At 68.0% G+C, this 22,646-nt stretch carries 21 protein-coding genes; 10 read left to right on the top strand and 11 right to left on the bottom strand.

All coding sequences use genetic code 11. From position 1 onward, the window contains the following. The first annotated feature begins 71 nt into the window (after positions 1 to 71). Positions 72 to 506, top strand: a complete 435-nt coding sequence (locus tag NX784_RS26585; protein WP_258819689.1) for a GNAT family N-acetyltransferase — start codon at positions 72 to 74, stop codon at positions 504 to 506. Further along, entirely contained in the window at positions 496 to 969 is a 474-nt protein-coding gene (locus tag NX784_RS26580; protein WP_258819688.1) for a RidA family protein, read from the top strand. The genes NX784_RS26585 and NX784_RS26580 overlap by 11 nt, the downstream gene beginning before the upstream one ends. Here NX784_RS26580 and NX784_RS26575 read toward each other — a convergent pair whose 3' ends face one another. After that, entirely contained in the window at positions 970 to 1,761 is a 792-nt protein-coding gene (locus NX784_RS26575) for an AraC family transcriptional regulator (RefSeq protein ID WP_258819687.1), read from the bottom strand. It lies immediately after the preceding gene. A 92-nt stretch (positions 1,762 to 1,853) separates the two neighbouring features. Between NX784_RS26575 and NX784_RS26570 the strand changes: the two genes are divergently transcribed. Beyond that, the gene (locus NX784_RS26570; protein WP_258819686.1) at positions 1,854 to 3,074 is read left to right on the top strand and encodes an MFS transporter; all 1,221 of its coding nucleotides are present in this window, start codon (positions 1,854 to 1,856) and stop codon (positions 3,072 to 3,074) included. Between the two features lies 1 nt (position 3,075). Here the strand turns inward: NX784_RS26570 and NX784_RS26565 are convergent, their stop codons facing one another. The 4 genes from NX784_RS26565 to NX784_RS26550 form a co-directional block, all read right to left on the bottom strand. After that, complete coding sequence (locus tag NX784_RS26565) at positions 3,076 to 3,549, bottom strand: SixA phosphatase family protein (RefSeq protein ID WP_258819685.1); 474 nt, start codon at positions 3,547 to 3,549, stop codon at positions 3,076 to 3,078. Beyond that, positions 3,515 to 5,674 carry a polyphosphate kinase 1 gene (gene ppk1, locus NX784_RS26560; protein ID WP_258819684.1) on the bottom strand — a complete coding sequence of 720 codons (2,160 nt, stop codon included), beginning with the start codon at positions 5,672 to 5,674 and terminating at the stop codon, positions 3,515 to 3,517. The genes NX784_RS26565 and ppk1 overlap by 35 nt, the downstream gene beginning before the upstream one ends. A 141-nt stretch (positions 5,675 to 5,815) precedes the next feature. Beyond that, positions 5,816 to 6,331, bottom strand: a complete 516-nt coding sequence (locus tag NX784_RS26555) for a DUF1993 family protein (RefSeq protein ID WP_258819683.1) — start codon at positions 6,329 to 6,331, stop codon at positions 5,816 to 5,818. Next, a complete protein-coding gene (locus NX784_RS26550; protein ID WP_258819682.1) occupies positions 6,328 to 7,200 on the bottom strand; it encodes an AraC family transcriptional regulator in 873 nt (290 codons plus the stop codon). The genes NX784_RS26555 and NX784_RS26550 overlap by 4 nt, the downstream gene beginning before the upstream one ends. 175 nt (positions 7,201 to 7,375) lie before the next feature. Here NX784_RS26550 and NX784_RS26545 point away from each other — a divergent pair, with 175 nt between their 5' ends. The 5 genes from NX784_RS26545 (at position 7,376) to NX784_RS26525 (ending at position 11,832) form a co-directional block, all read left to right on the top strand. Next, complete coding sequence (locus NX784_RS26545) at positions 7,376 to 8,062, top strand: hydrolase (RefSeq protein WP_258819681.1); 687 nt, start codon at positions 7,376 to 7,378, stop codon at positions 8,060 to 8,062. A gap of 88 nt (positions 8,063 to 8,150) precedes the next feature. Then, entirely contained in the window at positions 8,151 to 8,426 is a 276-nt protein-coding gene (locus NX784_RS26540; RefSeq protein WP_258819680.1) for a XapX domain-containing protein, read from the top strand. Then, on the top strand, positions 8,410 to 8,805 hold the full coding sequence (locus NX784_RS26535) for a response regulator (protein WP_258819679.1): 396 nt from the start codon (positions 8,410 to 8,412) through the stop codon (positions 8,803 to 8,805). Before NX784_RS26540 ends, NX784_RS26535 begins: the two co-directional genes overlap by 17 nt. Before the next feature lie 62 nt (positions 8,806 to 8,867). Further along, positions 8,868 to 9,491: a response regulator transcription factor gene (locus NX784_RS26530; RefSeq protein WP_258819678.1), complete on the top strand. Its 624-nt coding sequence runs from the start codon at positions 8,868 to 8,870 to the stop codon at positions 9,489 to 9,491. A gap of 52 nt (positions 9,492 to 9,543) precedes the next feature. Continuing rightward, positions 9,544 to 11,832 (top strand): FdhF/YdeP family oxidoreductase, encoded by a 2,289-nt coding sequence (locus NX784_RS26525; RefSeq protein ID WP_258819677.1) that lies wholly within the window; start codon positions 9,544 to 9,546, stop codon positions 11,830 to 11,832. Here NX784_RS26525 and NX784_RS26520 read toward each other — a convergent pair. The 6 genes from NX784_RS26520 to NX784_RS26495 form a co-directional block, all read right to left on the bottom strand. Continuing rightward, the gene (locus NX784_RS26520) at positions 11,822 to 12,652 is read right to left on the bottom strand and encodes an alpha/beta fold hydrolase (protein ID WP_258819703.1); all 831 of its coding nucleotides are present in this window, start codon (positions 12,650 to 12,652) and stop codon (positions 11,822 to 11,824) included. The genes NX784_RS26525 and NX784_RS26520 overlap by 11 nt on opposite strands. A gap of 263 nt (positions 12,653 to 12,915) precedes the next feature. Further along, positions 12,916 to 13,617, bottom strand: coding sequence for a YoaK family protein (locus tag NX784_RS26515; RefSeq protein ID WP_258819676.1), 702 nt, complete (start codon positions 13,615 to 13,617; stop codon positions 12,916 to 12,918). Positions 13,618 to 13,630: 13 nt separating this feature from the next. Continuing rightward, entirely contained in the window at positions 13,631 to 15,493 is a 1,863-nt protein-coding gene (locus NX784_RS26510; protein ID WP_258819675.1) for an amidohydrolase, read from the bottom strand. A gap of 75 nt (positions 15,494 to 15,568) precedes the next feature. Further along, positions 15,569 to 17,587, bottom strand: coding sequence for a sensor histidine kinase (locus NX784_RS26505; RefSeq protein ID WP_258819674.1), 2,019 nt, complete (start codon positions 17,585 to 17,587; stop codon positions 15,569 to 15,571). 190 nt (positions 17,588 to 17,777) lie between these two features. Further along, entirely contained in the window at positions 17,778 to 18,617 is an 840-nt protein-coding gene (locus NX784_RS26500; protein WP_258819673.1) for an alpha/beta fold hydrolase, read from the bottom strand. Between the two features lie 95 nt (positions 18,618 to 18,712). Then, the gene (locus NX784_RS26495; protein WP_258819672.1) at positions 18,713 to 19,684 is read right to left on the bottom strand and encodes a LysR substrate-binding domain-containing protein; all 972 of its coding nucleotides are present in this window, start codon (positions 19,682 to 19,684) and stop codon (positions 18,713 to 18,715) included. 952 nt (positions 19,685 to 20,636) lie between these two features. On the opposite strand from NX784_RS26495, the gene pepA reads away from it, so the two are divergent. Continuing rightward, entirely contained in the window at positions 20,637 to 21,437 is an 801-nt protein-coding gene (pepA, locus tag NX784_RS26490) for a flocculation-associated PEP-CTERM protein PepA (protein WP_258819671.1), read from the top strand. Positions 21,438 to 21,569: 132 nt separating this feature from the next. Beyond that, the gene (locus NX784_RS26485; RefSeq protein WP_258819670.1) at positions 21,570 to 22,616 is read left to right on the top strand and encodes a nitroreductase family protein; all 1,047 of its coding nucleotides are present in this window, start codon (positions 21,570 to 21,572) and stop codon (positions 22,614 to 22,616) included. Positions 22,617 to 22,646: the final 30 nt, after the last annotated feature.

Here is a 22,646-nt window from a genome sequence, read left to right as displayed (position 1 = left end):
ATGGCAGCTGTTTGCCGTCAACGGGCAGGGCAAGGATTTCGACACCTGGTGGCGCACCGTGAACGCCCTGGGTGGCGCAGGGGGAGTGGGTCGCTTATGCCGTCCGCAGCCGCGCGACGGACACGATCGTCGGCACGACGAGCTTCCTGAACCTCAAGCGCACGCGCCAGAGCGTCGAGATCGGCGGCACGTTCCTGCAGCCGGACGTGCGCGGCACCCTCGTCAACGCCGAGGCGAAATACCTGATGCTGGCCCATGCGTTCGCATGCGGCGCCCGCCGCGTGGAATTGTTGACGGACTTGCGCAACGTGCGCAGCCAGGCCGCCATCGCCAAACTGGGCGCCGTGCGCGAAGGCGTGCTGCGGCGCGAGCGCGTCACCTGGACCGGCCACGTGCGCGACAGCGTCTTGTTCGCCGTGACCGACCTCGACTGGCCCGAGGTGCGGGCCCGGCTCGAACGGCGCCTAGGCATCCAACCCATGGAGAACGTAAAACATGAACCGTAACCCCATCGTGCTGATCACGCTGCTGGCCGCGCTCCCGCCGGCATACGGCCAAGCGATCCGCAAGGCGAACCCGCCCACGGTGGCCAAACCCGTCGCCGCGTACAGCCACGTGGCGGAAGTCCCGCCGGGCACGCGCCTGCTGTACCTGGCGGGCCAGGTCGGCAACCGGCCGGACGGTTCGCTGCCGGAGTCCGCCGAAGACCAGGCAGTGCAGGCGCTCGAGAACATCCGCCTGATCCTCGCCGCGGAGGGCGCGCGGCCGCAGGACATCGTCAAGCTGACGTTTTATGTGGCAGCGAAGCCGGCCTCGCTCGCGAAGCTGAACGCCAAGCGCACGGAGATGTTCGCAGGGACGGCGCCGCCGCCCAGCACGTGGGTGCAGGTGGCCGCACTGGCGCGGCCCGAGTACCTGATCGAGATCGAGGCGATCGCGGCCGTGCCGGCGCAGGCGCCGGCGAAATGATCAGCGCTGGGCGAAGAACGCGGACGGCGAGCAGCCGAATGTCTTCCTGAACATGTGGGAAAATGCGGACTGGCTCGTGTAGCCCAGCTCTTCGGCCACGCGGGCGAGCGGCATGCCGCGCGCGATCAGCGGCGCCGCGTGCGCCAGGCGCGCCTGCTGGCGCCACTGGCTGAAACTCATGCCGAGTTCCCGTTCGAACAGGCGCGCCAGCGTGCGCTCGGAGGCGCCCACCTGGCGCGCCCAGTCCGCGAGCGTCTGCGTGGCGCCGGGCGCATCGAGCAGGCGCTCGCACAGGCTTTGCAGGCGCTTGTCGCGCGGCAGCGGAATGCGGATCGGCAGCGCGGGCGCGCGGGCCAGTTCGTCCAGCATCAGCTCCGACAGCAACGTGGCGCGCGGCGACACTTCGAGCGCCGGCAACTGTTCGAGCGCGAGGATCAATTCGCGCAGCAACGTGGACACGTCGAGCACGCGGCAGTCCTCGCCGGGGAACGGCGTGCGCGCGGCGTGGACGCGCACGGGCCGCAGCCGCACTGGCTCCAGCACCGTCACGGCGTGCACGACGCCGGGCGCCGTCCAGATGGCGCGCGACGGCGGCACGATCCAGCTGCTGCCCGTGGCCGTCAGCCGGATCACGCCCTCGCGCGCGTACGTGAGCTGGCCGAACGGGTGCGTGTGCGGTGCCACGCTGTCGGCCGCTTCCAGGTCGCGCGCTGTCAGCGTGACGGGGCGTGCCGGTGTCGGGTCGAAGCAGTCCGGGAAGGGCAGGGTGTGGTGCACGACAGGGATGCTCATGGGGGCTGTCCGATTCTCGACAAAGTTTGACTTGCTATCGTAATTCAGCCGTGGTCGATTTGCCTACACTGGGTTTTTCTCCAGGAGCCTCCATGTCCCAAGACCCCACCCTGCGCGCCGACGCGCGCGTGATCGCCCTCGTTGGCGTCGCCCACGGCACGTCGCACTTCTACCACCTGATCCTGGCCGCGCTGTTCCCCTGGCTGAAGCCCGCGTTCGGCCTCAGTTATGCGGAGCTGGGCCTGCTGTTGACGGCATTCTTCGTCGTCTCCGGCATCGGCCAGATGCTGGCCGGCTTCGTCGTCGACATGGTGGGCGCGCGCCGGGTCCTGTTCTTCGGCGTGGCGATGCTGGGCGTGTCCGCGCTCGTGCTGGCGGCGGCCGGCAGCTATCCGGCGCTGATGGCGGGCGCGCTGCTGGCCGGCGTCGGCAACAGCATTTTTCATCCTGCCGACTACACGCTGCTGAACGAGCGCGTGTCGCGCGCGCGGCTGGCGCACGGCTTTTCCGTGCATGGCATCAGCGGCAATATCGGCTGGGCCGCGGCGCCGCTGTTCATGACGACGGTCGCCGCGACGTCCAGCTGGCGCATGGCGCTCGCGTACGCATCGCTCCTGCCGTTCGCCGTGCTGGGCATCTTGTTCCTGAACCGGTCGTACCTGCGCGCCGAACCGAAGCCCGCCGCACCTGCCGCGCCCGCCGCGGCCGAGGGCACCGGCACGCTCGCGTTCCTGCGCCTGCCGGCCGTATGGATGTGCTTCGCTTTCTTCATGCTGACGGCCGTGGCGCTGGGCGGCATCCAGGCGTTCGCGGCTATCGGCCTGATGCAGCTGTACGGCATCTCGCGCGGACTGGCGACGGGGTCGTACACGGCGTACATGCTGGCGTCGGCGGTCGGCATGCTGCTGGGGGGATTCGTCGGCGCGGGCCGCCAGGACCACGACCGCACGGTCGCCATCGCCTTCGCGCTGGCCGCCGCGCTGGCCCTGCTGCTGGGGGCGGCCGTCGTGCCGGGGTGGCTGGCGCTGCCGCTGATGGCGCTCATCGGCTTTTTCTCGGGCGTGGCGGGACCGTCGCGCGACCTCATGATACGCGCTGCGGCGCCGAAGAATGCGACAGGGCGCGTGTACGGCGTCGTCTATTCGGGGCTGGATGCCGGGCTGTCCGTGGGCCCGGCGCTGTTCGGGCTCGTGATGGATGCGGGACACCCGGGCTGGCTGTTCGCGGGGATCGCGTCGTTCCAGGCGCTGGCGATCGTGACGGCGGTGGGTGTCGGTGGCGGGACGCGGAGTGCGCGCCTGCAGAATGCGTGAATCAGCGCAGTTTGCCGACGATGTCGGGGCCGACGGCGAGCCTCACGAACGGCGCAGGATCGTCCTCGCCCTTGCGCGCGATCCAGAACACGCTGGCCTTGCGAATCTTCCAGTCCTGCGCCGTCCCCGCGAAGATCAGCGACGCCACCTGGCCCAGCAACGGTTGATGACCGACGACGACGACCGTGTGCTTGTTGTCCGGCCAGCCGGCCGCTTCCAGGATGCGCTGCGGCGTCGAATCCGTGTTCAGCGCCTCGACCGTCGTGAACTTGCGCCCGAGGCTTTCTGCCGTCTGCACGCAGCGGGCGGCCGGGCTGGACAGGATGCGGCAGTGCGCCGGCAGCTGGCGGTCGAGCCACGCGCCCACGCGCGACGCGTGGCGCGCGCCTTTCGCCGTCAGTTCACGCAACTGATCGCCCTGGCGGTCGGGGACGTGCGGCTCAGCCTCGGCGTGGCGCCACAGGATCAGTTCCATGGTCGTTCTCCTTGTTATTCGCGTGGACGGTGCTCTGCGCGCCCAGCGTCTCCATGAGGAACTGCTGGGCGCCGAAGGCCGGTTGGCTGCCGCGCGGCTTGCGGCGCCGGTAGCGGCCGTCGCTGCCCAATTCCCAGGCGTTGACGTTGTCCTTCAAATAGACTTGCAGGCCCTCGCGCAGCACGCGCTTCTTCAACGCGGCCGAACGGACGGGGAAAGCGACTTCGACTCGGCGGAACAGGTTGCGGTTCATCCAGTCGGCGCTGCCGAGATAGATGTCGTTCTTGAGGTTGTTGCGGAAGTAGTAGACGCGCGTGTGCTCGAGGAACCGGCCCACGATCGAGCGCACGCGGATGTTCTCGGACAGCCCCGGCACGCCGGGTCGCAGCGAGCACGCGCCGCGCACGATCAGGTCGATGCGCACGCCGTCGCCGGACGCGTCGTACAGCGCGCGGATCACGGATTCGTCCGTCAGCGAATTCATCTTCGCGATGATGCGCGCGGGCTTGCCTTCGCGCGCGATGGCCGCTTCCTGGCGGATCGCCTTCACGATCTCCTTCTGCAAGGTGAACGGCGCCAGCCACATCGCGGACAGCTGCGTGGGGCGCGTCAGGCTCGTGAGGTGGATGAAGACTTCGTTGACGTCGTGCGTGATTTCCTCGTCCGACGTGAGCAGGCCGAAGTCGGTGTAGAAGCGCGCCGTCGTCGGGTTGTAGTTGCCGGTGCCGAGGTGGGCGTAGCGGCGCAGGCCGTCCGGCTCGCGGCGCAGCACGAGGGCCATCTTGGCGTGCGTCTTGAGGCCGACGACGCCGTACACGACCTGGGCGCCCGCTTCCTCCAGGCGCTCGGCCCAGTTGATGTTGGCCTCTTCGTCGAAGCGCGCCATCAATTCCACGATGACGGTCACTTCCTTGCCGCGCAGCGCGGCGTTGATCAGGGAATCCATCAGCTCCGAATCCGAGCCCGCGCGGTAGATCGTCTGCTTGATCGCGACGACGTTCGGATCGGTGGCGGCGCAGCGCACGAAGTCGATCACGGGCTGGAACGACTGGTAGGGGTGGTGCAGGAGCACGTCCTGCTTGCGCAGCAGGGCGAAGCTGTCGTGGCCGCTCACGAGCTTGGACGGGAAGCCCGGCACGAACGGCGCGAACTTGAGTTCCGGGCGCGCGTTGCTGTTGACGATCTCCAGCAGCCGGCCCATGTTGACGGGACCGTCGACGGTGAACAGGCGCGAGCGGTCGATCGAGAACTGGTCGAGCAGGAAGTCCGCGAGGTGCTTCGGACAGTTGCGACCCACTTCGAGGCGCACGGCGAAGCCGTAGTTGCGGCTGTGCAGTTCGCTCTGCAGCGCCTGGCGCAGGTTCTTGACTTCTTCCTCGTCGACCCACAGGTCGCTGTTGCGCGTGACGCGGAACTGCGAGTACGACACGACTTCGCGCCCCGTGAATAGGTCGGCCATATGGGCTTCGATCACGGACGTCAGCAGGCAGTACGACGCGCCCGGCTTGTCCGACAGTTCGTCCGGCAGGCGGATGATGCGCGGCAGGACGCGCGGCGCCTTCATGATCGCGATGCCCGAGCCGCGCCCGAACGCATCCTTGCCGGACAGCTCGACGATGAAGTTCAGGCTCTTGTTGATCACGCGCGGGAACGGGTGCGCCGGGTCGAGGCCCACCGGTGTGAGCAGGGGCCTCACCTCCTTGTCGAAGTACTGCTTGACCCAGGCCTTCTGCGCAGCGTTGCGGTCGGAGCGGCGCAGCAGGTGGATGCCGTTGGCGGACAGCTGCGGCAGGATCTGGTCGTTCAGCAGCGCATACTGGCGCCCGATGATCTGGCGGCATTCGTCGCTGGCGCCGTCCAGGTCGGCCTGGCCGGGATCGGGCCCGCCGTACGACTGGTGCTGCGCCAGCAGGCTCGCGACGCGCACTTCGAAGAATTCGTCGAGGTTGCTCGAGACGATGGTCAGGAAGCGCAGCCGTTCGAGCAGCGGCACGGACTCGTCCTCGGCCTGTTCGAGGACGCGGCGGTTAAATTCGAGCAGCGAGAGCTCACGGTTGAGGAACAGGTGAGGGCTATCTGCCGGAAGCGTGGCGAGGGCCTCGTCCGTTTTCAACTTCATATCCATTTTTCGGAAATATTTCACTCGTGGCAACGGAGTGTAGAAGCCGATTATGACAACATTGTGACAACGTGCCGACAATAATGACATACCTGCGCGCAACAATGCGCCCCGTAGCCCCGCCGGGGGAGCCGTGAACGTGCCGCGTTACCGGCCGAACGCGAAACCGGCCGGATAGCGATGGTAGCCGTCGAACTCCGATTTCCCGACCGGCACGCCGGCCTGGCGCGCGATCGCATACACCATCGCGTAATGGAAAAAGAAGTTGGGCACGGCGTACATCTGGTAATACTCCCAGCCCGGCAACGCCAGTTCGGCGAAGCCCGCGGTCGTGTGGACGGTGAGGGTGCCGACGCCGTCGAAGTCCGCATCGGGTATCGCCGCCAGGTAGGCCGCGGTCCGTTCGAGTTCCGCATAGACGCCCGCGAAGGTGGTGTCGTCGGCGCGGAACGAGACGATGTCGCGGCGCGCGAGCGGACAGGAGGCGCGCAACGTGAACCCGATGGCGGTCGACGCCTGCAGCAGCAGCGGGACCATGTCGGGATGCAGGCGCCGTGCCCCAACGCTTGCGTCGAACGCCTCGGCCGCTTTCAGCACGGCGTCCAGCCTGGCCAGGTAATGCAGAAAGAGCCGGGCCGGCGCGACCGGCGCGGCGCCGGTCATACGGCCGGCTCGCGCACGCGCCTGAGATCGTCCCTCGGCGGCCGCCCGAACATGCGGCTGTACTCGCGCGTAAACTGCGACGGGCTTTCATAGCCCACCTGGTATGCGACGGCCGCCACGTCGCAGCTGGCGGCGGCAAGGCGGGCACGGGCCTCGTGCAGGCGGATCTGCTTCTGGTATTGCAGGGGACTCAGCGACGTGAAGTCCTTGAAGTGGCGGAACAGCGACGACGCGCTCATGCCGCTCACGGCTTCCAGCTGCTGCGTGGACACGGGTTCCGCGTAGTGCTGCTGCAGCCAGCGGATCGCGCGGCCGATGCGTGACGCGCGGCTGTCCGCCAGGCCCACTTCGCGCAGCATCGGACCGTGCGGGCCCGAGAGCAGCCGCCACAGGATCTCCTTTTCCAGCAGCGGACGCAGGATGCGCACGTCGTCCGGATGGTCGAGCAGCGAGACGAGGCGTCCGACCGCGTCCAGCAGCGGCGCGGACGCCGCATGCACGGCCATCGGCACGGCGTCCAGCGGCGCTTCCGCCTCCGCCTCGACGATCAGGCCCGCGATCTCGGCGGGGCGCAACGTGAGGGCGACGCCGAGATACGGCTCGTCCTCGCTGGCGACGACGACCTGGCCTGTCGACGGCATCGTCAGCGACACGATCACGCAATCGCCCGGGCCGTATTCGTACGTGCGGCCGGCGATCGTCGAGCGCTTGCGGCCCTGCAGGATCAGCGCGAACATCGGCTCCTCGATCCCGCTCATCGGCATCGTCGGCCCAGTGACGGCACGGATGCGCAGGCCGGGCACGACGCAGTCCGGGCCGGTGCCGGCGTGGCGCATGGCGAGGTGTCTGAGGTCGTGGAGAGTCATCATGGCAACGATCGTAACATGTTCGCCGCCGCGAAGACACATATGCATGCCCTGCGGCAGGGGCCCCTCGCCGGTCGCGCCTATACGATCGGATACTGGCAGCGGGGAGAGGGCGGGACTACCATGGCTTGCCGGTGCACCACCGCCCATCCACCCTTGCCCATCAGAGGATCGTCCCATGAACAATCCAAAACTCGAAGTGCTGACGCCGCAGAACAGCCAGATCATCTTCATCGACCACCAGCCGCAGATGGCGTTCGGCGTGCAGTCGATCGACCGCCAGGCGCTGAAGAACAACACCGTGGGGCTGGCCAAGGCCGCCGCCGCGTTCAACATCCCGGCGACCATCACCACCGTCGAGACGCAGGGCTTCTCCGGCTACACCTACCCGGAGCTGCTGGACGTCTTCCCGGGCCTGCCCATCCTCGAGCGCACGTCGATGAACTCGTGGGACGACCAGAAAGTGCGCGACGCGCTGGCCGCCAACGGCCGCAAGAAGGTCGTCGTCGCCGGCCTGTGGACGGAAGTCTGCAACACCACGTTCGCCCTCTGCGCGATGCTGGAAGGCGGCTACGAGATCTACATGGTTGCCGACGCATCGGGCGGCACGTCGAAGGAAGCCCATGACTACGCCATGCAGCGCATGATCCAGGCCGGCGTCGTGCCGGTGACCTGGCAGCAGGTGCTGCTGGAGTGGCAGCGCGACTGGGCCCACAAGGACACGTACGACGCCGTCGTCGGCATCGCGAAGGAACACTCGGGCGCGTACGGCATGGGCATCGACTACGCGTACACCATGGTGCACAAGGCGCCGCAGCGTGGCACGACCGCCCACGAGACGCTCGCGCCGATCCCCGCGCGCTGATCCCCGCGTGCACGGCGACCCCGCGCGCGCCTCCGCGGCCCGCGCCACCCGCGCGGGCCGCTCCCGTCATCCAACAACAGGGGGAAGCATGAAGTTCTACCTCGTGTCCTTGGCGGTCGGCCTGCTGGTCGGCTGCATCTATGCCTTGCTCCAGGTGCGGTCGCCCGCGCCGCCGGCGATCGCCCTCATCGGCCTGTTCGGCATGCTCGTCGGCGAGCAGGCCGTGCCCATCGCCAAACGCCTGATGTCCGGCGAGCCCGTCACCGTGTCGTGGTTCCGCGCCGAATGCGTGACCCGGATCAGCGGCATCGCGCCGCCGCCGGAGGCGCCCCGAGCGCAGGCGGACCATGACCGCGTCGCCTGAGGCCGGCCAGACCGTGCTCGTGGTCGACGATGACGACACCGTCCGCGGCGGCCTGCTCGAGCTGCTGCGCGCGGCCGGCTATGCGGCGCTGGGCTATCCCGGCGCCGCCGCCGTGCTGCGCGGCGCCGACCCCGCGCGCGCGCATTGCGCCGTCCTCGACATCCACATCGGCGAGCCGGACGGCTTCGCGCTGTGCGAACGCCTGCATGCGCTGGCGCCGCACCTCCCCGTCATCTTCGTCACGGGCGACGACGATCCCGCGCTGGCCCGGCGTGCCGGCGCCGCGGGTGCGCTGTCGCTGCTGCACAAGCCCGTCGATCCGGACTGCCTGCTGGCGCTGATCGATGCGATCCCGGTGCGGCCCGACCTGCCGCAATGATGCCCGGCCACCCGCAAGGCCGCGCGTTTTACGCTATGCTTGCGCCTCAGGGAGAGGCAGGCATGAGCGAGCGGATGGTGATGGTGGTGGATGACGACGCGCACGTGCGCCAGGGCGTCGCGGACCTGCTCGAAGCGGAAGGCTATGCCGTGCGCGCGTTCGCCGACGCGGCTGACTTCCTCGCGCAACCGGCGCCGTCCGTGCCGGCCTGCCTGATCCTCGACATGCAGATGCCGCAGCAGGACGGCATGAGCGTGCTGCAGCACATGGCCGCGCGCCACGTCGCGCTGCCCGTGATCTTCCTGACCGGCCACGGCACGATCCCGCTCTCGGTCGCCGCGATGAAGGCCGGCGCCAACGAATTCCTCACGAAACCGGTCGATCCGGACGCGCTGCTGGCGGCCGTCGACGAGGCGCTGGCCGGCGACGCGAGTCGCATTTCGCAGCGGCGCGAGGCTGACGAACTGGCGCGCCGCCACGCCCAGCTCACGCCACGCGAACGCGAGGTGTTCGGCCTCGCGATCGGCGGCCTCCTGAACAAGCAGATCGCCGACGCGATGGGTGTCAGCGAGATCATGGCCAAGGTCCACAAGCGCAACCTGATGCAGAAGATGCAGACGCGCACCCTGGCCGAACTGGTGCGCATGGCCGAGCGGCTCGGCATCGAGAGCGCGCGCCGGCGCTGACGCCCCTACGCCCTTACAATACGCGTTCCCGCAACACGCATCGGAGGAACGCATGGCGAAGAAGGACGTACCCGGCATCGGCGAATATGGCGGCCCGGCCGGAGGCTGGGGCGCACTGCAGGCAGTCGCGAAGGCGATCCGCGGCGAGATGGCGGCGCGCGACACGACGATCCTGCTGCAGGTGAACCAGCCGCAGGGCTTCGATTGCCCCGGCTGCGCGTGGCCCGACCCGCGCGAGGGCTCGTCGTTCGAATTCTGCGAGAACGGCGCCAAGGCCGTGTCGTGGGAGGCGACGCACAAGCGCGTCACCCCCGAGTTCTTCGCGCAGCACACGGTGAGCGAATTGTTCCGGCGGGACGACTTCGCGCTGGAGTGGGAAGGGCGCCTCACGCATCCGATGAAGTACGACGCCGCGTCCGACCGGTACGCTCCGATCGCGTGGGAGCAGGCGTTCGCGGAGATCGGCGCGCACCTGCGCGGCCTGCCCGACCCCAACATGGCCGAGTTCTACGCGTCCGGCCGCACGTCGAACGAGGCCGCGTTCCTGTACCAGCTGTTCGTGCGCGCGTTCGGCACGAATAACTTCCCCGACTGTTCGAACATGTGCCACGAGGCGACCAGCGTCGGCCTGTCCGAGTCGATCGGCGTCGGCAAGGGCACCGTCACGCTGGATGACTTCGACCATTGCGACGCCATCTTCTCGTTCGGCCACAATCCCGGCACCAACCATCCGCGCATGCTGGCCACGTTGCGCGAGGCCCGGCTGCGCGACGTGCCCATCGTCGTGTTCAATCCGCTCAAGGAACGCAGCCTGGAGCGCTTCAAGTCGCCGCAGAGCCCCGTCGAGATGACGGTCGGGAAGGCCGTGTCGATCGCGACGTCGTACTACCAGGTGAAGGTCGGCGGCGACACGGCCGTCGTGCAAGGGATGATGAAGGCGCTGCTCGCGCAGGGCGCCGTCGACCAGGCCTTCATCCGCGACCACACGACAGGATTTGAGGCCCTGAAAGCCGACCTCGAGGCGATGTCCTGGGACGAGATCGAGCGCGGGGCGGGCCTGTCCCGCGCCGATATCGAGGCCGCGGCCGACGTGTATGCGAACGCCAAGCGCGTGATCATCTGCTATGGCATGGGCATCACGCAGCACCGCCACGGCACGGCGAACGTGCAGCAGCTGGCGAACCTGCTTCTGCTGGGCGGGAACATCGGGCGCGCGGGCGCCGGCATCTGCCCGCTGCGCGGCCATTCGAACGTGCAGGGCGATCGCACGGTCGGCATCACGGAAATCCCGACCGACAAATTCCTCGACAGCCTGCAACGCGTGTTCGGCTTCGCGCCGCCGCGCGGCAAGGGCCATGCGGCCGTCGAGGCGCTGGAAGCGATGCGGGAAGGGCGCTCGCGTGCGCTCGTCTGCCTGGGCGGCAACCTGCCCGTCGCGATGCCCGATCCGGAGGCGTGTTTCGACGCGATGCGCAAGCTGGACCTGTCCGTGCACATCGCCACCAAGCTGAATCGCTCGCATCTCCTCGTCGGCGCCCACACCTATCTGTTGCCCTGCCTGGGCCGCACGGAGCTGGACGTGCAGGCCACCGGGCCGCAGGCCGTCACGGTGGAGGACTCGATGTCGATGGTGCACGCGTCGCGCGGCAGCCTGCCGCCGGCGTCGCCGGACCTGAAGTCGGAACCGGCGATCGTCGCCGGCATCGCGCGCGCGACGCTGCGGGAGTCGAAGGTCGACTGGGAAGGGTTCGTCGCCGACTACGGCCGCATCCGCGACGCGATCGAGGCCGTGTTCCCCGATTTTAAAGACTACAACGAGCGCGTGGGCCGGCCGCGCGGCTTCCGTCTCGACGTGCCGGCGAGCCGGCGCGAATGGTGCACGAAGATGGGCCGCGCTCAATTCATCCCGGCCGCGCGCGACGAGCGCCCGCTGGCCCGGCCGGACGCGCAAGGCGTGCTGGTGCTCGCGACGGTGCGCAGCCACGACCAGTACAACACGACGATCTACGGCAAGAACGACCGCTACCGCGGCGTGACGGGCCGGCGCGACGTCGTGTTCGTCAACGCGGCGGACCTGGCGGAACGGGGGCTGGAGCACGGCGATCTCGTGGACATCGAGGGTGTGGCTGCGCATGATCACACGCTGTCGCCGCGTGTGCTGCGAGGCTTCGTCGCCGTCGCGCACGACATCGCGCGCGGTGCGGTGGCTGCCTATTATCCGGAAGCGAACGGGTTGATCTCGCTGGCGAACTTCGATGCGAGGAGCGGCACGCCGTCGTACAAATCGGTGCCGGTCGTGATCCGGCGCGCGGCCGGATCACGTGAGAACGTCAACCCTTGATGAAGGCGAGGATGTCGGCGTTGATGACATCCGCCTGCGTCGTCGGCATCCCGTGCGGGAACCCCTTGTACGTCTTCAGCGTGCCGTGCGGGAGCAGCTTGGCGGACAGCACGCCGGAGTCGGCGTACGGCACGATCTGGTCGTCGTCGCCGTGCTGGACGAGGACGGGCAAGGTGATCTTCTTGAGGTCGTCCGTGAAATCGGTCTGCGAGAACGCGACGACCCCGTCGTAATGGGCCTTGGCGCCGCCCATCATGCCCTGGCGCCACCAGTTCTGGATGATGCCTTCCTGCGGCTTCACGCCCGGGCGGTTGAAGCCGTAGAACGGGCCGGACGGCAGGTCGCGGTAGAACTGCGCGCGGTTCGTCGCGACCTGCTGCTGGATGCCGTCGAACACGTCCTTCGGCAAGCCGCCCGGGTTCGTGGCCGATTTCACCATCAGTGGCGGCACGGCCGCGATCAGCACGGCCTTCGCGGCGCGCGCCTGCCCGTGGCGGGCCAGGTAGCGCACGACTTCGCCGCCGCCCGTCGAGTGACCGACGTGGATGGCGCCTTTCAGGTCCAGGTGCTGGACGACGGCCGCAAGGTCGTCGGCGTAATGGTCCATGTCGTGGCCGAAGCCGACCTGCGTGGAGCGCCCGTGGCCGCGGCGGTCGTGCGCGACGACGCGGAAGCCCCGCTGCACGAAGTACATCATCTGCGCGTCCCAGTCGTCGGAACTCAGGGGCCAGCCGTGCGAGAACACGATCGGCGTGCCGCTGCCCCAGTCCTTGTAGAAGATGTCGACGCCGTCCTTCGTGCGCACGAAGCTCGTCGTCATGCGGGCGGCGCCGCCTTTCGGTGCCGTCTCGGCCTGCGCCGGGCCGGCGGCGAGCATGGCGAGCGGCAGCGCGGCCGCGCCGCCGAGCATGTTGCGGCGTTTTCCGTTTATATCGTTCATATCGTTTTCCTTTGTCTGTTATTCGGATGTCGTGGTGAATCGGTGTTCGAGCGCGACGATGCCCGATGCGGGCAGTAAAAACCACTCACCGGAATGTAGGGTGGGCGGCCCTCCGCCCACGCGAAACGCCGCGCGGGCAGGGATCAAGCCGCCGCGGGCGCCGCTTCCAGTGCCGGCCAATCCAGCAGCACGAGCCACGCGAGCAGCACGAGCGCCGGCAGCAGGCACCAGAACCCGAACGTCATCCACGCGGTGCCGCCCCCAATGCAGCCGGCGGCGAACGCCAGCACGGGCCAGATGAATTTCACGAAACGCGCCTTGACGGCCGGCGTGGCGCGGCCGCACGCGAGGTCCGTCATGTCGATCAGGAGTTCCGTCACGTTGCCCGTCATGACGGTCGTCGGTGCGATGCGACCCAGCTGCAGCTTGCCGACGGCGTTCTGCACGCCCATCGCCGCCGTGCCGAGCATGCCCGTCACGAGGACGAGCGGCGCTTCCGGCCCGGCCAGCGGCGACGCGGCGATGCCCGCCGCCATGAACAACGCCAGCAGCACGAGCTGCATGCCTAGCAGCGGCCGCGCCGGATTGTGACCCAGGCGCGCGCAGCGCACGTCCATCAGGCGCGCCGCGACGACGCCGGCCGCGAACGCGGGGATCGCGAGGAATTTCAGCGGCAGCACACCGGCGTGCGACGGCCGTGCGAGCTCGCTGCCGATGAGGACGAAGTTGCCCGTCACGTGCGCCGTGAACAGGCCGTACAGGCCGACGAACGCGGACGTGTCGATGTAGCCGGCCAGGAGGCCAAGCCCGACGCCGAGCGTCAGGTCGGAAGGTTTCATGGACATGTTCGCCTCCGTTTTAAAACGCGAAGCAGCTGCAGCCGAACGCGCCCCAGAACCCGCTGAAATCGGACACCGGCACGTCGGACTTGCGCGCGCGGTCGTGCGCGTGCGCGTGCACGGCGCACGCGCCGCGGCACTGGTGGGGCAATGTCGCGACGGCGGCTTGCGGCACGGGGCGGTAGTGGCCAGGCACCTTCGCGACAGGCGACCACTCGGGCAGCACGGGCAGCGCGGGCGGCGCCAGCTTGTCGAACGGACCCTGGCCGAACACGATGCGGCCGCCGACGACGGTCAGCACGGATTCGATGGCCTTGATCGACTCCTCGTCCACGCGGAAGTAGTCGGCCGACAGCACCGCGAGGTCGGCCAGCATGCCTGCCTGGATGCGGCCCTTGTGACCCTGCTCGCTGGAGAACCACGCGCTGCCCGCCGTCCACAGTTCGAGCGCCGTGTGGCGATCGAGGCGCGCACTGGCATCGTACAGGCGCAGTCCGCCGACGGTGCGGCCGGAGACGAGCCAGTACAGCGCCGTCCACGGGTTGTAGCTGGCCACGCGCGTCGCATCCGTCCCCGCGCCGACGGGCACGCCCGCGTCCAGCATGCGCTTGATCGGCGGCGTCGTCTCGGCCGCCCTGGCGCCGTAGCGCTCGACGAAGTACTCGCCCTGGAACGCCATGCGGTGCTGGATCGCGATGCCGCCACCCAGCGCTTTCACGCGCTCGATGTTGCGCGGGGTGATGGTCTCGGCATGGTCGAACATCCAGCGCAGGCCGGCGAACGGGATCTCGCGGTCGACCGTCTCGAACACGTCCAGCATCCGGGAGATCGACTCGTCGTACGTGGCGTGCAGGCGGAACGGCCAGCGGTTGGCGACGAGGTGGCGCACGACCTGCTCCAGCTCCGCTTCCATCCCGGCCGGCAGGTCGGGGCGCGGTTCCAGGAAGTCCTCGAAGTCGGCGGCGGAAAATACGAGCATCTCGCCGGCGCCGTTGTGGCGATACCAGTCGTCGCCCTGGCCCGGCGTCACCATCTCCGTCCACTTCTTGAAATCGTCGAGCTCACGGCCCTTGTTCTGCGTGAACAGGTTGTAGGCGATGCGGATCGTCAGCTGGTCTTGCGCGGCCAGCTGCTCGACGACCTGGTAGTCCTCGGGATAATTCTGGAAGCCGCCGCCGGCGTCGATGGCGCTCGTCAGGCCCAGGCGGTTCAGTTCGCGCATGAAGTGGCGGGTCGAATTGATCTGCTGGTCGAGCGGCAGTTTCGGGCCCTTGGCCAACGTGGCGTACAGGATCATCGCGTTCGGGCGCGCGATCAGCATGCCGGTCGGATTGCCGGCCGCGTCGCGCACGATCTCGCCGCCGGGCGGGTTCGGCGTCGCCTTGTCGTAGCCGACGGCGCGCAGCGCTGCGCGGTTGAGCAGCGCGCGGTCGTACAGGTGCAGCACGAACACGGGCGTGTCGGGCGCGGCCGCGTTCAACTCCTCGATCGTGGGCATGCGCCGCTCGGCGAACTGGAATTCGTTCCAGCCGCCCACCACGCGCACCCATTGCGGGCTCGGCGTGCGCAGCGCCTGCTCGCGCAGCATGCGCAGCGCGTCGGCCAGCGACGGCACGCCTTCCCAGCGCAGCTCGAGGTTGTAATTGAGGCCGCCGCGGATCAGGTGCAGGTGCGAATCGTTCAGGCCGGGGATCACGGTATGGCCGTCGAGGTCGACGACGCGCGTGCTGTCGCCGCGGTGGCGCATCACGTCGGCCGCCGAGCCGACGGCGACGAAGCGGCCGTCGGCGATGGCGACCGCGTCGGCCTGCGGGTTGGACCGGTCCAGCGTGTGGAAGCGGCCGTTGGTGAGGATCAGGTCGGCGATGGCGGGTGTGTTCATGGGGTCTCTCCAGGTGATTATGTTGACATATCCGTGTCGTCGGTGCGCGCGCGCCACGCTCCGGTGGACCGGGGCTCAGGCATGGTCGCGGGCCGCGGACGGCGCCGCCGCGCGTTCGGCGTCGGGCATCGGCAGCACGACACGGAACAGGGCGCCGTGCGGCTCGGCGGGCACGCATTCGATGCGGCCACCGTGCGCGGCGACGATGGCGCGGCTGATCGACAGGCCGACGCCCGTGCCTTGCGGTTTGGTGGAATACAGGGCGTCGAAGATGCGCTCGCGGTCGGCGGGCGCGATGCCGGGGCCGTTGTCGCGCACGCGCAGTTCGACGAGGGCCGGGCCGGCGGACGCCGATTCGAGCACGATGCGGCGCGGCCGGTCGCTGATGGCGGCCAGCGCCTCGATCGCATTCAGCAGCAGGTTGATGAGCACTTGCTGGATCTGCGCGCGGCTCGCGTGGATGTGCCGGCCCGGCAGCTGCAGGCGGGTGTCCAGCTGCACGTTCTGGCGCACCATCAGCGCGCGCAGCAACTGCGTGACTTCGGCGACGGCGGCATCGAGCGCGAACGTGCTGGCGGCCTCGCCCTCGCGTCGCGCGAGCCCGCGCACGCTGCGCACGATGTCGCCGGCCTGGCGTCCGCAGGTGCTGATCTGCTCCAGCGCTTCCAGCGCGCGCGCCGTGTCGGGCTGGCCACGGCGCAGCCAGCGCCGCGCGGCGGCCGCGTGCAGCAGGATCGCCGCCAGCGGTTGATTCACCTCGTGCGCGATGGCGATGCCGAGTTCCCCGACCGTGTCCGCACGCGCGGCGCGTGCCTGTTGGGCGTGGTCGAGCGCGGTCGGGACGGTGCCCCAGGCCACGGTCAGGTCGCGCACGCGGCCGTGCGCGCCCCAGGCGCGCCACGTGTCCAGCGCGAGGCCGCGGTAGCCCGGCAGCGCGCCGGCGAGGCCCTCGCGGGCGCACAGGCCGGCTGCACCTTCCCACGCGAGCGCGGCAAGCCACGCCTGGCCGCGTGCCTGCGCCAGCGCGGCCGCGCGCTCGTAGACGGCGAGCGCGCGCACGCCGCCGCCGGCGTCCTGTCCGGCGGCGTCCGCGAGCAGCGCCATGGCAGCGGCGAGATCGGGCGCACGGCGGGCCCAGTCGCCCAGCGCCCGGCGGTGCACGCGCAGCTGCGCCGTCGCGCCGGGTACGCCCTGCACGCGGGCGAGGCTCAGCACGCCGAACAGGTGGTAGGGCAGCAGCTCGCACGGCGCAGTGAGCGGCGTGACGAGCTGGCGGGCGGCGGCCAGCGCCGCACGCGCCACGCCCATCCGGCCGCGCAGCCACGCGGCCTGCAGGCACCCGAGCCAGCAGCCGAACTGCATCGCGTCCGGCGCCACGGCCGGGACGAACGGCGCGTGCGTGCCGTCGGCGAGGGCACGGAACAGCGCGATGCGACCGTCCAGCTGGCTCGTGGCGGCGGACGCGGGTCCGGCCGGGATGGCAAGCCGCACGGCCTCGCCGTAATGCTGCAGCTCGGCGAGCGGCGCGCCGCACAGCAGGCGCACGCCCGTCCACAGCACGGCGCTGCGCGCCAGCGTATCGGGGCGTCCCGCCTCGATGCGGCACGCTTCGGCCTGCACGAGCGCGGCGTCGCGCAGCGGGGCGCGCCGCGCCAGCACGAGGGTGGCGTGGGCGCGCAGCACGGCGCCGCCCACGCGCCCCGCGTCGGGCCGGCGCGCGCGCCCGGCGCAGGCGTCGGCCAGCAGCAGGGCGCGGCGGCCGCCGCGCAAGCGCACGAGGGCGACGGCCGCGAGGAGCACGGCGGCCAGCAGGGTGGCGTCCGTCGGGCCGTCCAGCAAGGCGCGGCGGACTTCCGTTTCGATCAATGCGCCGGGCAGCCGGCCGGCATGGAAGGCGTCCTGCAGCGCGTCGGCAAGCGCGGGATCGGCGCGCAGCTGCGGCGCAGCGGCCAGCGAGGCCAGGTCCGTCGTATCGCACAGCAGGCGCCATGCGTGCCGGCAGGCGAGCAAGTCGGGCTCGGACGTCGCCACGGCGCCGTCGGGCAACGCGTGTGGCGCGGGAGCGGATGGTATCGGTAGGTACGGTCGGTTCATCTGCACGCTCGGAATCGCCGCCGGCGGGAGTTGGGCCGGGGCGAAACCAGTATCGCGGCAAAGCCGGGCGATGCCCTCATACGAAAGGAGGATCGCGGCGTGCGGGAACGACGGGAGAGTGGCGTGGACGCGCATCGCGGTGCTCGGGGAGCGGGGCGGCGCCGGCTGACGGGCCGGCGCCGCCGCGGGATCAGGCGCGCAGGAAGGCCAGCAGGTCGGCGTTCAGGCGGTCCTTGTGGGTGTACGCGAGGCCGTGCGAGCCGCCTTCGTAGACCAGCAGGCGGCCTTGCGGCAGCAGCTCGACGGCGCGGCGGGCCGTCGTGTCGATGGGGAGGATCTGGTCGTCGTCGCCATGGATGACGAGCGTCGGCACCGTCATCTTCTTGAGGTCTTCCGTGAAGTCCGTTTCCGAGAACTGCTTGATGCATTCATAGGCGGCGCGCAGGCTGCACTGCATGCCCTGCAGCCAGAACGTGTCGCGCATGCCTTGCGAATCCTTGGCGCCCTCGCGGTTGAAGCCGTAGAACGGGCCCGTGAGGTCCTTGAAGAATTGCGCGCGATCGGCCTTGACACCTGCGCGGATGCCGTCGAACACGGACATCGGCACGCCGTTCGGATTGGCGTCCGACTGGCCCATCTGCGGCGTGACGGCGCCGACGAGCACGGCGCCCTTGACGCGGCCAGTGCCGTGGCGGCCGACGTAGCGCGCGACCTCGCCGCCGCCCGTCGAGTGGCCGACGAGGGTGACGTCGTTCAGGTCCAGCGCCTCGATCACCTGGGCCAGGTCGTCGGCGTAGTCGTTCATGTGGTTGCCGTGCCAGGTCTTGCTCGACCGGCCGTGGCCGCGGCGGTCGTGGGCGACGACGCGGTAGCCGTGCCCGGCCAGGAACATCATCTGGTCTTCCCACGCGTCGCCCTGCAGCGGCCAGCCGTGGCTGAACACGACGGCGGGACCGTGGCCCCAGTCGGTGAAGTAGATGGTGGTGCCGTCGCGGGTGGTGACGGTATTGCTCGTGCGCGTGATGGTCATGGCGTGTCCCTTCGGTGGAGTGGCAGGAGACCGGAAGGGACGGCGCGGCCGCCGCATCCGGACCCGGTCATTGTCGGGAGGGCCACGGCCGAGGTCTAGTCATACGAACGTATAGGTACTTGCCGTGCGCTATCAATCGTTGCCCGCTCGATCGGGCAGTTGAGCGCAAGCATGCGGGCCAGCGGCATGCTCGCGCGCAGGCGCTCGCGCCACCACTTCAGCGCGGCGCCTTCCTCGCCCGTGCGCCACGCCATGTACAGCGTTTCGTCCGGCTTCGGTTCCTCGACTTCCTTCTCGACGAGGCGCCCGGCCGCGATGTCGGCCCGCGCCCACGCTTGGGGCAGGAAGCCGAAGCCGAGGCCCGCCAGCTGGAATTCGTACTTCGTCTGCAGGTCGGGCACGGTGAGCGTGTCCTGGCCGAACAGCAGGCCCACCGTGCGCGCCTGCAGCACGCGGACGGAATCGGCGACGGAGATGGCGCGATGCGCCGTCAGCTCGGCCTTGCCGAGCCGGTGGCGGACCGCAGCGAGCGGATGCGACGGGGCGACGGCGAACACGAACGACATCGTGCCGAGCGGCTCCGCCGTGTAGCCGCCGCCGGACGGCCCTTCGCCGGCCGCACCGACGAGCAGGTCGACGCGCCGGTCCAGCAGGCTTTCCCACGTGCCGGACAACGCTTCGCGCACGATGCGCAGGCGGGTCTGGTCGGCCACGTCGTAGAACGCGCGGATGTCGTCCTGCAGGCCCAGCGGAGCGAGCGCGGAATCCATGCCGATGGCGAATTCCGTCTCCCATCCGGACGCGACGCGCCGCACGCGGCTTTCCAGGTCGCCCGCCGCCTTGAGCAGGTAGCGGCCTTCCTTCAGGAGCTCCTCGCCGGCCGGCGTGAGAACGACGCGCGGCCCGAAGCGCTCGAACAACTGCACGCCCAGGTCGTCCTCCAGCTTGGAGACGGTGTACGAGATCGTCGACGGCACGCGGTACAGCTCCTTGGCGGCGGCGGAGAAGCTGCCGCGGCGGGCAATCGTATCGACGGTGAGGAGGGCGTCCAGGCTGAGTCTGAGCATGTGCGGATGAGTTAAGAGGGGAGCGCATCGTATCAAAAAAGCGGGGGCGCGTCGTCGGTGCATGGTGGCAGCCGATTTGCGAGGCACCTTGTCATCGCTTATGACGACGGCTCGCGTGGTCGTCCGGGAAAAAGCATCACGCTGTTCCACGGTATTTCGATCGAATATCGGGCGCGGACAAAAAGGTAATTGTTGCCTCTGAAAGAATAGGGTGCCTATCGTGAATTGTTAACTGCTTGCATCGTTTTCAACTGACCCGATTTATTCCTGAGCGCGGCCTGGAATAAACTGCCTGTATTCTTCGATTCTTCCGGAAACCTTTCGCGTTATCCTTGCAAGTCTCACCCATTTTCGATATTTGCTGATTCTTCGCAATAGATATGCGAGAAGTTCACGTTCGGAATTGATATGGCGCAAAATAAAATAAAATTCGAGATCGTAGTTCTGGTCAATCGAGTTATTTTCCATCTCTCGCAGGAGCCTAATGGCCAGCAGATAGTCCGCGCCAACGTGCTCTCAAGGCGACCACGCCTCGCCGCAGTTCGCGCGATGCCAACCGCCGGAAGACGATGCGTGGCGGATGTTCCGATAGCCAGCTGTCCATACGTCGGCTCCAGCAAAGCGACCGGAGAATTGTTTAGTGGAAATTAATGAGCTCGCAAAGCAATAAAGTTCCGGTGGGCAGGAGCGGATTACCCGCTCGGTATTTATTGTCGTGTTTCATCTCGAGATAACATTCGGAAATTTTTCCATAATTCAATTTCCTCGAGTAATTTATTGTGGATAATTACTGTCGGCGGAATTTACAATTCCGTTTAACATCGATTAAGGTGGTTTTATAAGTTATTGATTCTAAAGTAAGCGTTAAGTCTGGCCTAAATTGTGCTTTATGGGGAATGAGCTGTCGTAGCACCAAACGTACCGTCCAACTCGTATCCTTGAGGAGAACCTTATGAAGCTGAACAAGTCCCTGATCGCCAAGTCCGTTGCCGCCCTGACCCTGGTCACCGGCGCAGCGATGCCGATGTTTGCTCAAGCCACGGCGCCGAGCTTCCAGGTCGATCCGTCGGCCCTGGGTAGCCCGGCCCCCAAGTTCACGGCGAACCAGATCGCGGGCACCTCGTCCGAATTGCTGACGACCAGCGGCAACACCCACAGCGGTTCGGGCTGGCTGCAGATGAGCGCGTTCGCGCTGAACGGCAACCCGGTGTTCAACACGGGCCTGGGCAGTAACTACCTGCTCTACATCACGTTCGACCTGACCGACAAGTATCGTGCCGGCACGGGCTCGGGCATCAACACCCCGAACAGCATCAACGATCTGACGTCGCTGAACTTCCAGTTCTGGGTCGACAAGAACATGGACAACACCTATACCAATGCGAATGCAGCAACCGCAACGGGAGCGACCGTCAGCAACACGGGCGACGACCTGCTGCTGGCCAGTGGTAGCCTGATCAAAGGCGTTGCCGGCTTCAACGATCTGCTGGGTGCCCACCTGAACTCGGAACAGACGTTCAACGTGACCGCTCTGGGCCAGTCCTACTTCTTCGATCCTAACCCGTTCTACGACCTCGCGTTCGATGAGTTCAACAACACGACGCAAGGCGCGCAAATTTCTGGCAACCTGGTCGCCATCAACCAGGCAAGCGGCTCGATCGACTTCAACCGCGTGCCGGAACCTGCGTCGCTGTCCCTGCTGGGCCTGGGACTGCTGGGCCTGGCAACCAGCAAGCGCCGTCGCGCCAAGTAATCGTGTCCAATCGGCTCTCCCGATCGGCCTCGCTGGTCGGGAAGTAGTGTCTTAATGGCAAGAAGCCCGTCCTCCGACGGGCTTTTTTACGTACACAAAGTGAGTGCTATCTTGTGCAGCCATATAATTTCTATGACCAAGCCCTTCATCGAGCATCTTGCCGCGTGCGCCGCACTGGCTCCGTCGGCCGATAATAGCCAGCCGTGGCAGATGCGCTGGACCGGCGATGCGCTCGAGCTGCATTATGTGTCGCGTCACCCGAGCACCAATGTGTTCGATGCCGATAGCCATGGCACGCTGCTTGCCATCGGTGGCCTTGCCGAATACATCGATGTGACGCTGGCGGCGAATGGTGTGCGAGGGCAATGGGAATGGAGCCGGCCGGGTAAACAGCCGTACGGGCAACTGGAGTTGCCACATGACTTGCCGGAAAATTTTACAATTCCTCCGGGGGTAGAGGCGCGCCACACGAACCGTCTTCCGTATCGAACGGATGCACTCGAGCCGGGTTTGCGGGACAAGGTCGCCGCGGCCCGGCAGGGCCAGCAGCGCATGGTCGTGCTGCAGGACAATGCAGCGCGCAAGGCGCTGGTAAGACTCGTCGAATTGAGCTCCCAGGCGCGTTTCTGCAACCGTGACCTGCACCGCTGGCTGTTCGGCAGCCTGCGCGAAACGCCCCAGGAAGTCGCCAGCGGCGACGGACTCGACGTCGCGACGTTGGGCTTGCCGCCCGGCGGCAAGACCATGCTCAACTTTATGTCGAACTGGAAGCGGATGGCCAAACTGAACCGGTTCGGTGCCTACAAATTTCTGGCCAAGACCGAAACCGGGCTCATCTCGGCGGCGCCGGCGCTGTTGTGCGTCGTTGGTAGCGGAAGCGAGCGCAATGCGATCGACGCCGGACGCCTGCTGACGCGCGTCTGGACGCAGCTCAACGAGCACGGCGCGGCAGTGCAACCGTATTATGTCGTGACCGACCAGGTCAACCGCCTGCACACCGGCAAACTGGCGCCGGGCTTCGAGGACAAGATCGGGGCCGTGGAACAGGAACTGCACAGGCTGTTAGGGCTGGCCCAGGGCGAGATGCTGCACATGATCCTGCGTGTCGGCTATCCGACGAAGGCTCCGGCACGCTCGCGCCGCCTTCCCCTGTCACAGGTATTCGTCAGCGAACTGTAGTTGCACGGCGCTTGAACGAACCTTCGGCGG

This window comes from Massilia pinisoli (assembly GCF_024753285.1).
GTDB classification, from domain to species: Bacteria; Pseudomonadota; Gammaproteobacteria; order Burkholderiales; family Burkholderiaceae_D; genus Telluria; species Telluria pinisoli.
The sequence above is the reverse complement of the archived record's forward strand: the minus strand, read 5'-3'. Positions and strand labels throughout refer to the sequence as shown.

Excerpts from the sequence above, each read along its gene's own strand:
- NX784_RS26580 (WP_258819688.1), top strand. The coding sequence starts at position 496 with ATGAACCGTAACCCCATCGTGCTGATCACGCTGCTGGCCGCGCTCCCG.
- NX784_RS26575 (WP_258819687.1), bottom strand. The coding sequence starts at position 1,761 with ATGAGCATCCCTGTCGTGCACCACACCCTGCCCTTCCCGGACTGCTTC.
- NX784_RS26570 (WP_258819686.1), top strand. The coding sequence starts at position 1,854 with ATGTCCCAAGACCCCACCCTGCGCGCCGACGCGCGCGTGATCGCCCTC.
- NX784_RS26565 (WP_258819685.1), bottom strand. The coding sequence starts at position 3,549 with ATGGAACTGATCCTGTGGCGCCACGCCGAGGCTGAGCCGCACGTCCCC.
- ppk1 (WP_258819684.1), bottom strand. The coding sequence starts at position 5,674 with ATGGATATGAAGTTGAAAACGGACGAGGCCCTCGCCACGCTTCCGGCA.
- NX784_RS26555 (WP_258819683.1), bottom strand. The coding sequence starts at position 6,331 with ATGACCGGCGCCGCGCCGGTCGCGCCGGCCCGGCTCTTTCTGCATTAC.
- NX784_RS26550 (WP_258819682.1), bottom strand. The coding sequence starts at position 7,200 with ATGATGACTCTCCACGACCTCAGACACCTCGCCATGCGCCACGCCGGC.
- NX784_RS26545 (WP_258819681.1), top strand. The coding sequence starts at position 7,376 with ATGAACAATCCAAAACTCGAAGTGCTGACGCCGCAGAACAGCCAGATC.
- NX784_RS26540 (WP_258819680.1), top strand. The coding sequence starts at position 8,151 with ATGAAGTTCTACCTCGTGTCCTTGGCGGTCGGCCTGCTGGTCGGCTGC.
- NX784_RS26535 (WP_258819679.1), top strand. The coding sequence starts at position 8,410 with ATGACCGCGTCGCCTGAGGCCGGCCAGACCGTGCTCGTGGTCGACGAT.
- NX784_RS26530 (WP_258819678.1), top strand. The coding sequence starts at position 8,868 with ATGAGCGAGCGGATGGTGATGGTGGTGGATGACGACGCGCACGTGCGC.
- NX784_RS26525 (WP_258819677.1), top strand. The coding sequence starts at position 9,544 with ATGGCGAAGAAGGACGTACCCGGCATCGGCGAATATGGCGGCCCGGCC.
- NX784_RS26520 (WP_258819703.1), bottom strand. The coding sequence starts at position 12,652 with ATGACGACGAGCTTCGTGCGCACGAAGGACGGCGTCGACATCTTCTAC.
- NX784_RS26515 (WP_258819676.1), bottom strand. The coding sequence starts at position 13,617 with ATGTCCATGAAACCTTCCGACCTGACGCTCGGCGTCGGGCTTGGCCTC.
- NX784_RS26510 (WP_258819675.1), bottom strand. The coding sequence starts at position 15,493 with ATGAACACACCCGCCATCGCCGACCTGATCCTCACCAACGGCCGCTTC.
- NX784_RS26505 (WP_258819674.1), bottom strand. The coding sequence starts at position 17,587 with ATGAACCGACCGTACCTACCGATACCATCCGCTCCCGCGCCACACGCG.
- NX784_RS26500 (WP_258819673.1), bottom strand. The coding sequence starts at position 18,617 with ATGACCATCACGCGCACGAGCAATACCGTCACCACCCGCGACGGCACC.
- NX784_RS26495 (WP_258819672.1), bottom strand. The coding sequence starts at position 19,684 with ATGCTCAGACTCAGCCTGGACGCCCTCCTCACCGTCGATACGATTGCC.
- pepA (WP_258819671.1), top strand. The coding sequence starts at position 20,637 with ATGAAGCTGAACAAGTCCCTGATCGCCAAGTCCGTTGCCGCCCTGACC.
- NX784_RS26485 (WP_258819670.1), top strand. The coding sequence starts at position 21,570 with ATGACCAAGCCCTTCATCGAGCATCTTGCCGCGTGCGCCGCACTGGCT.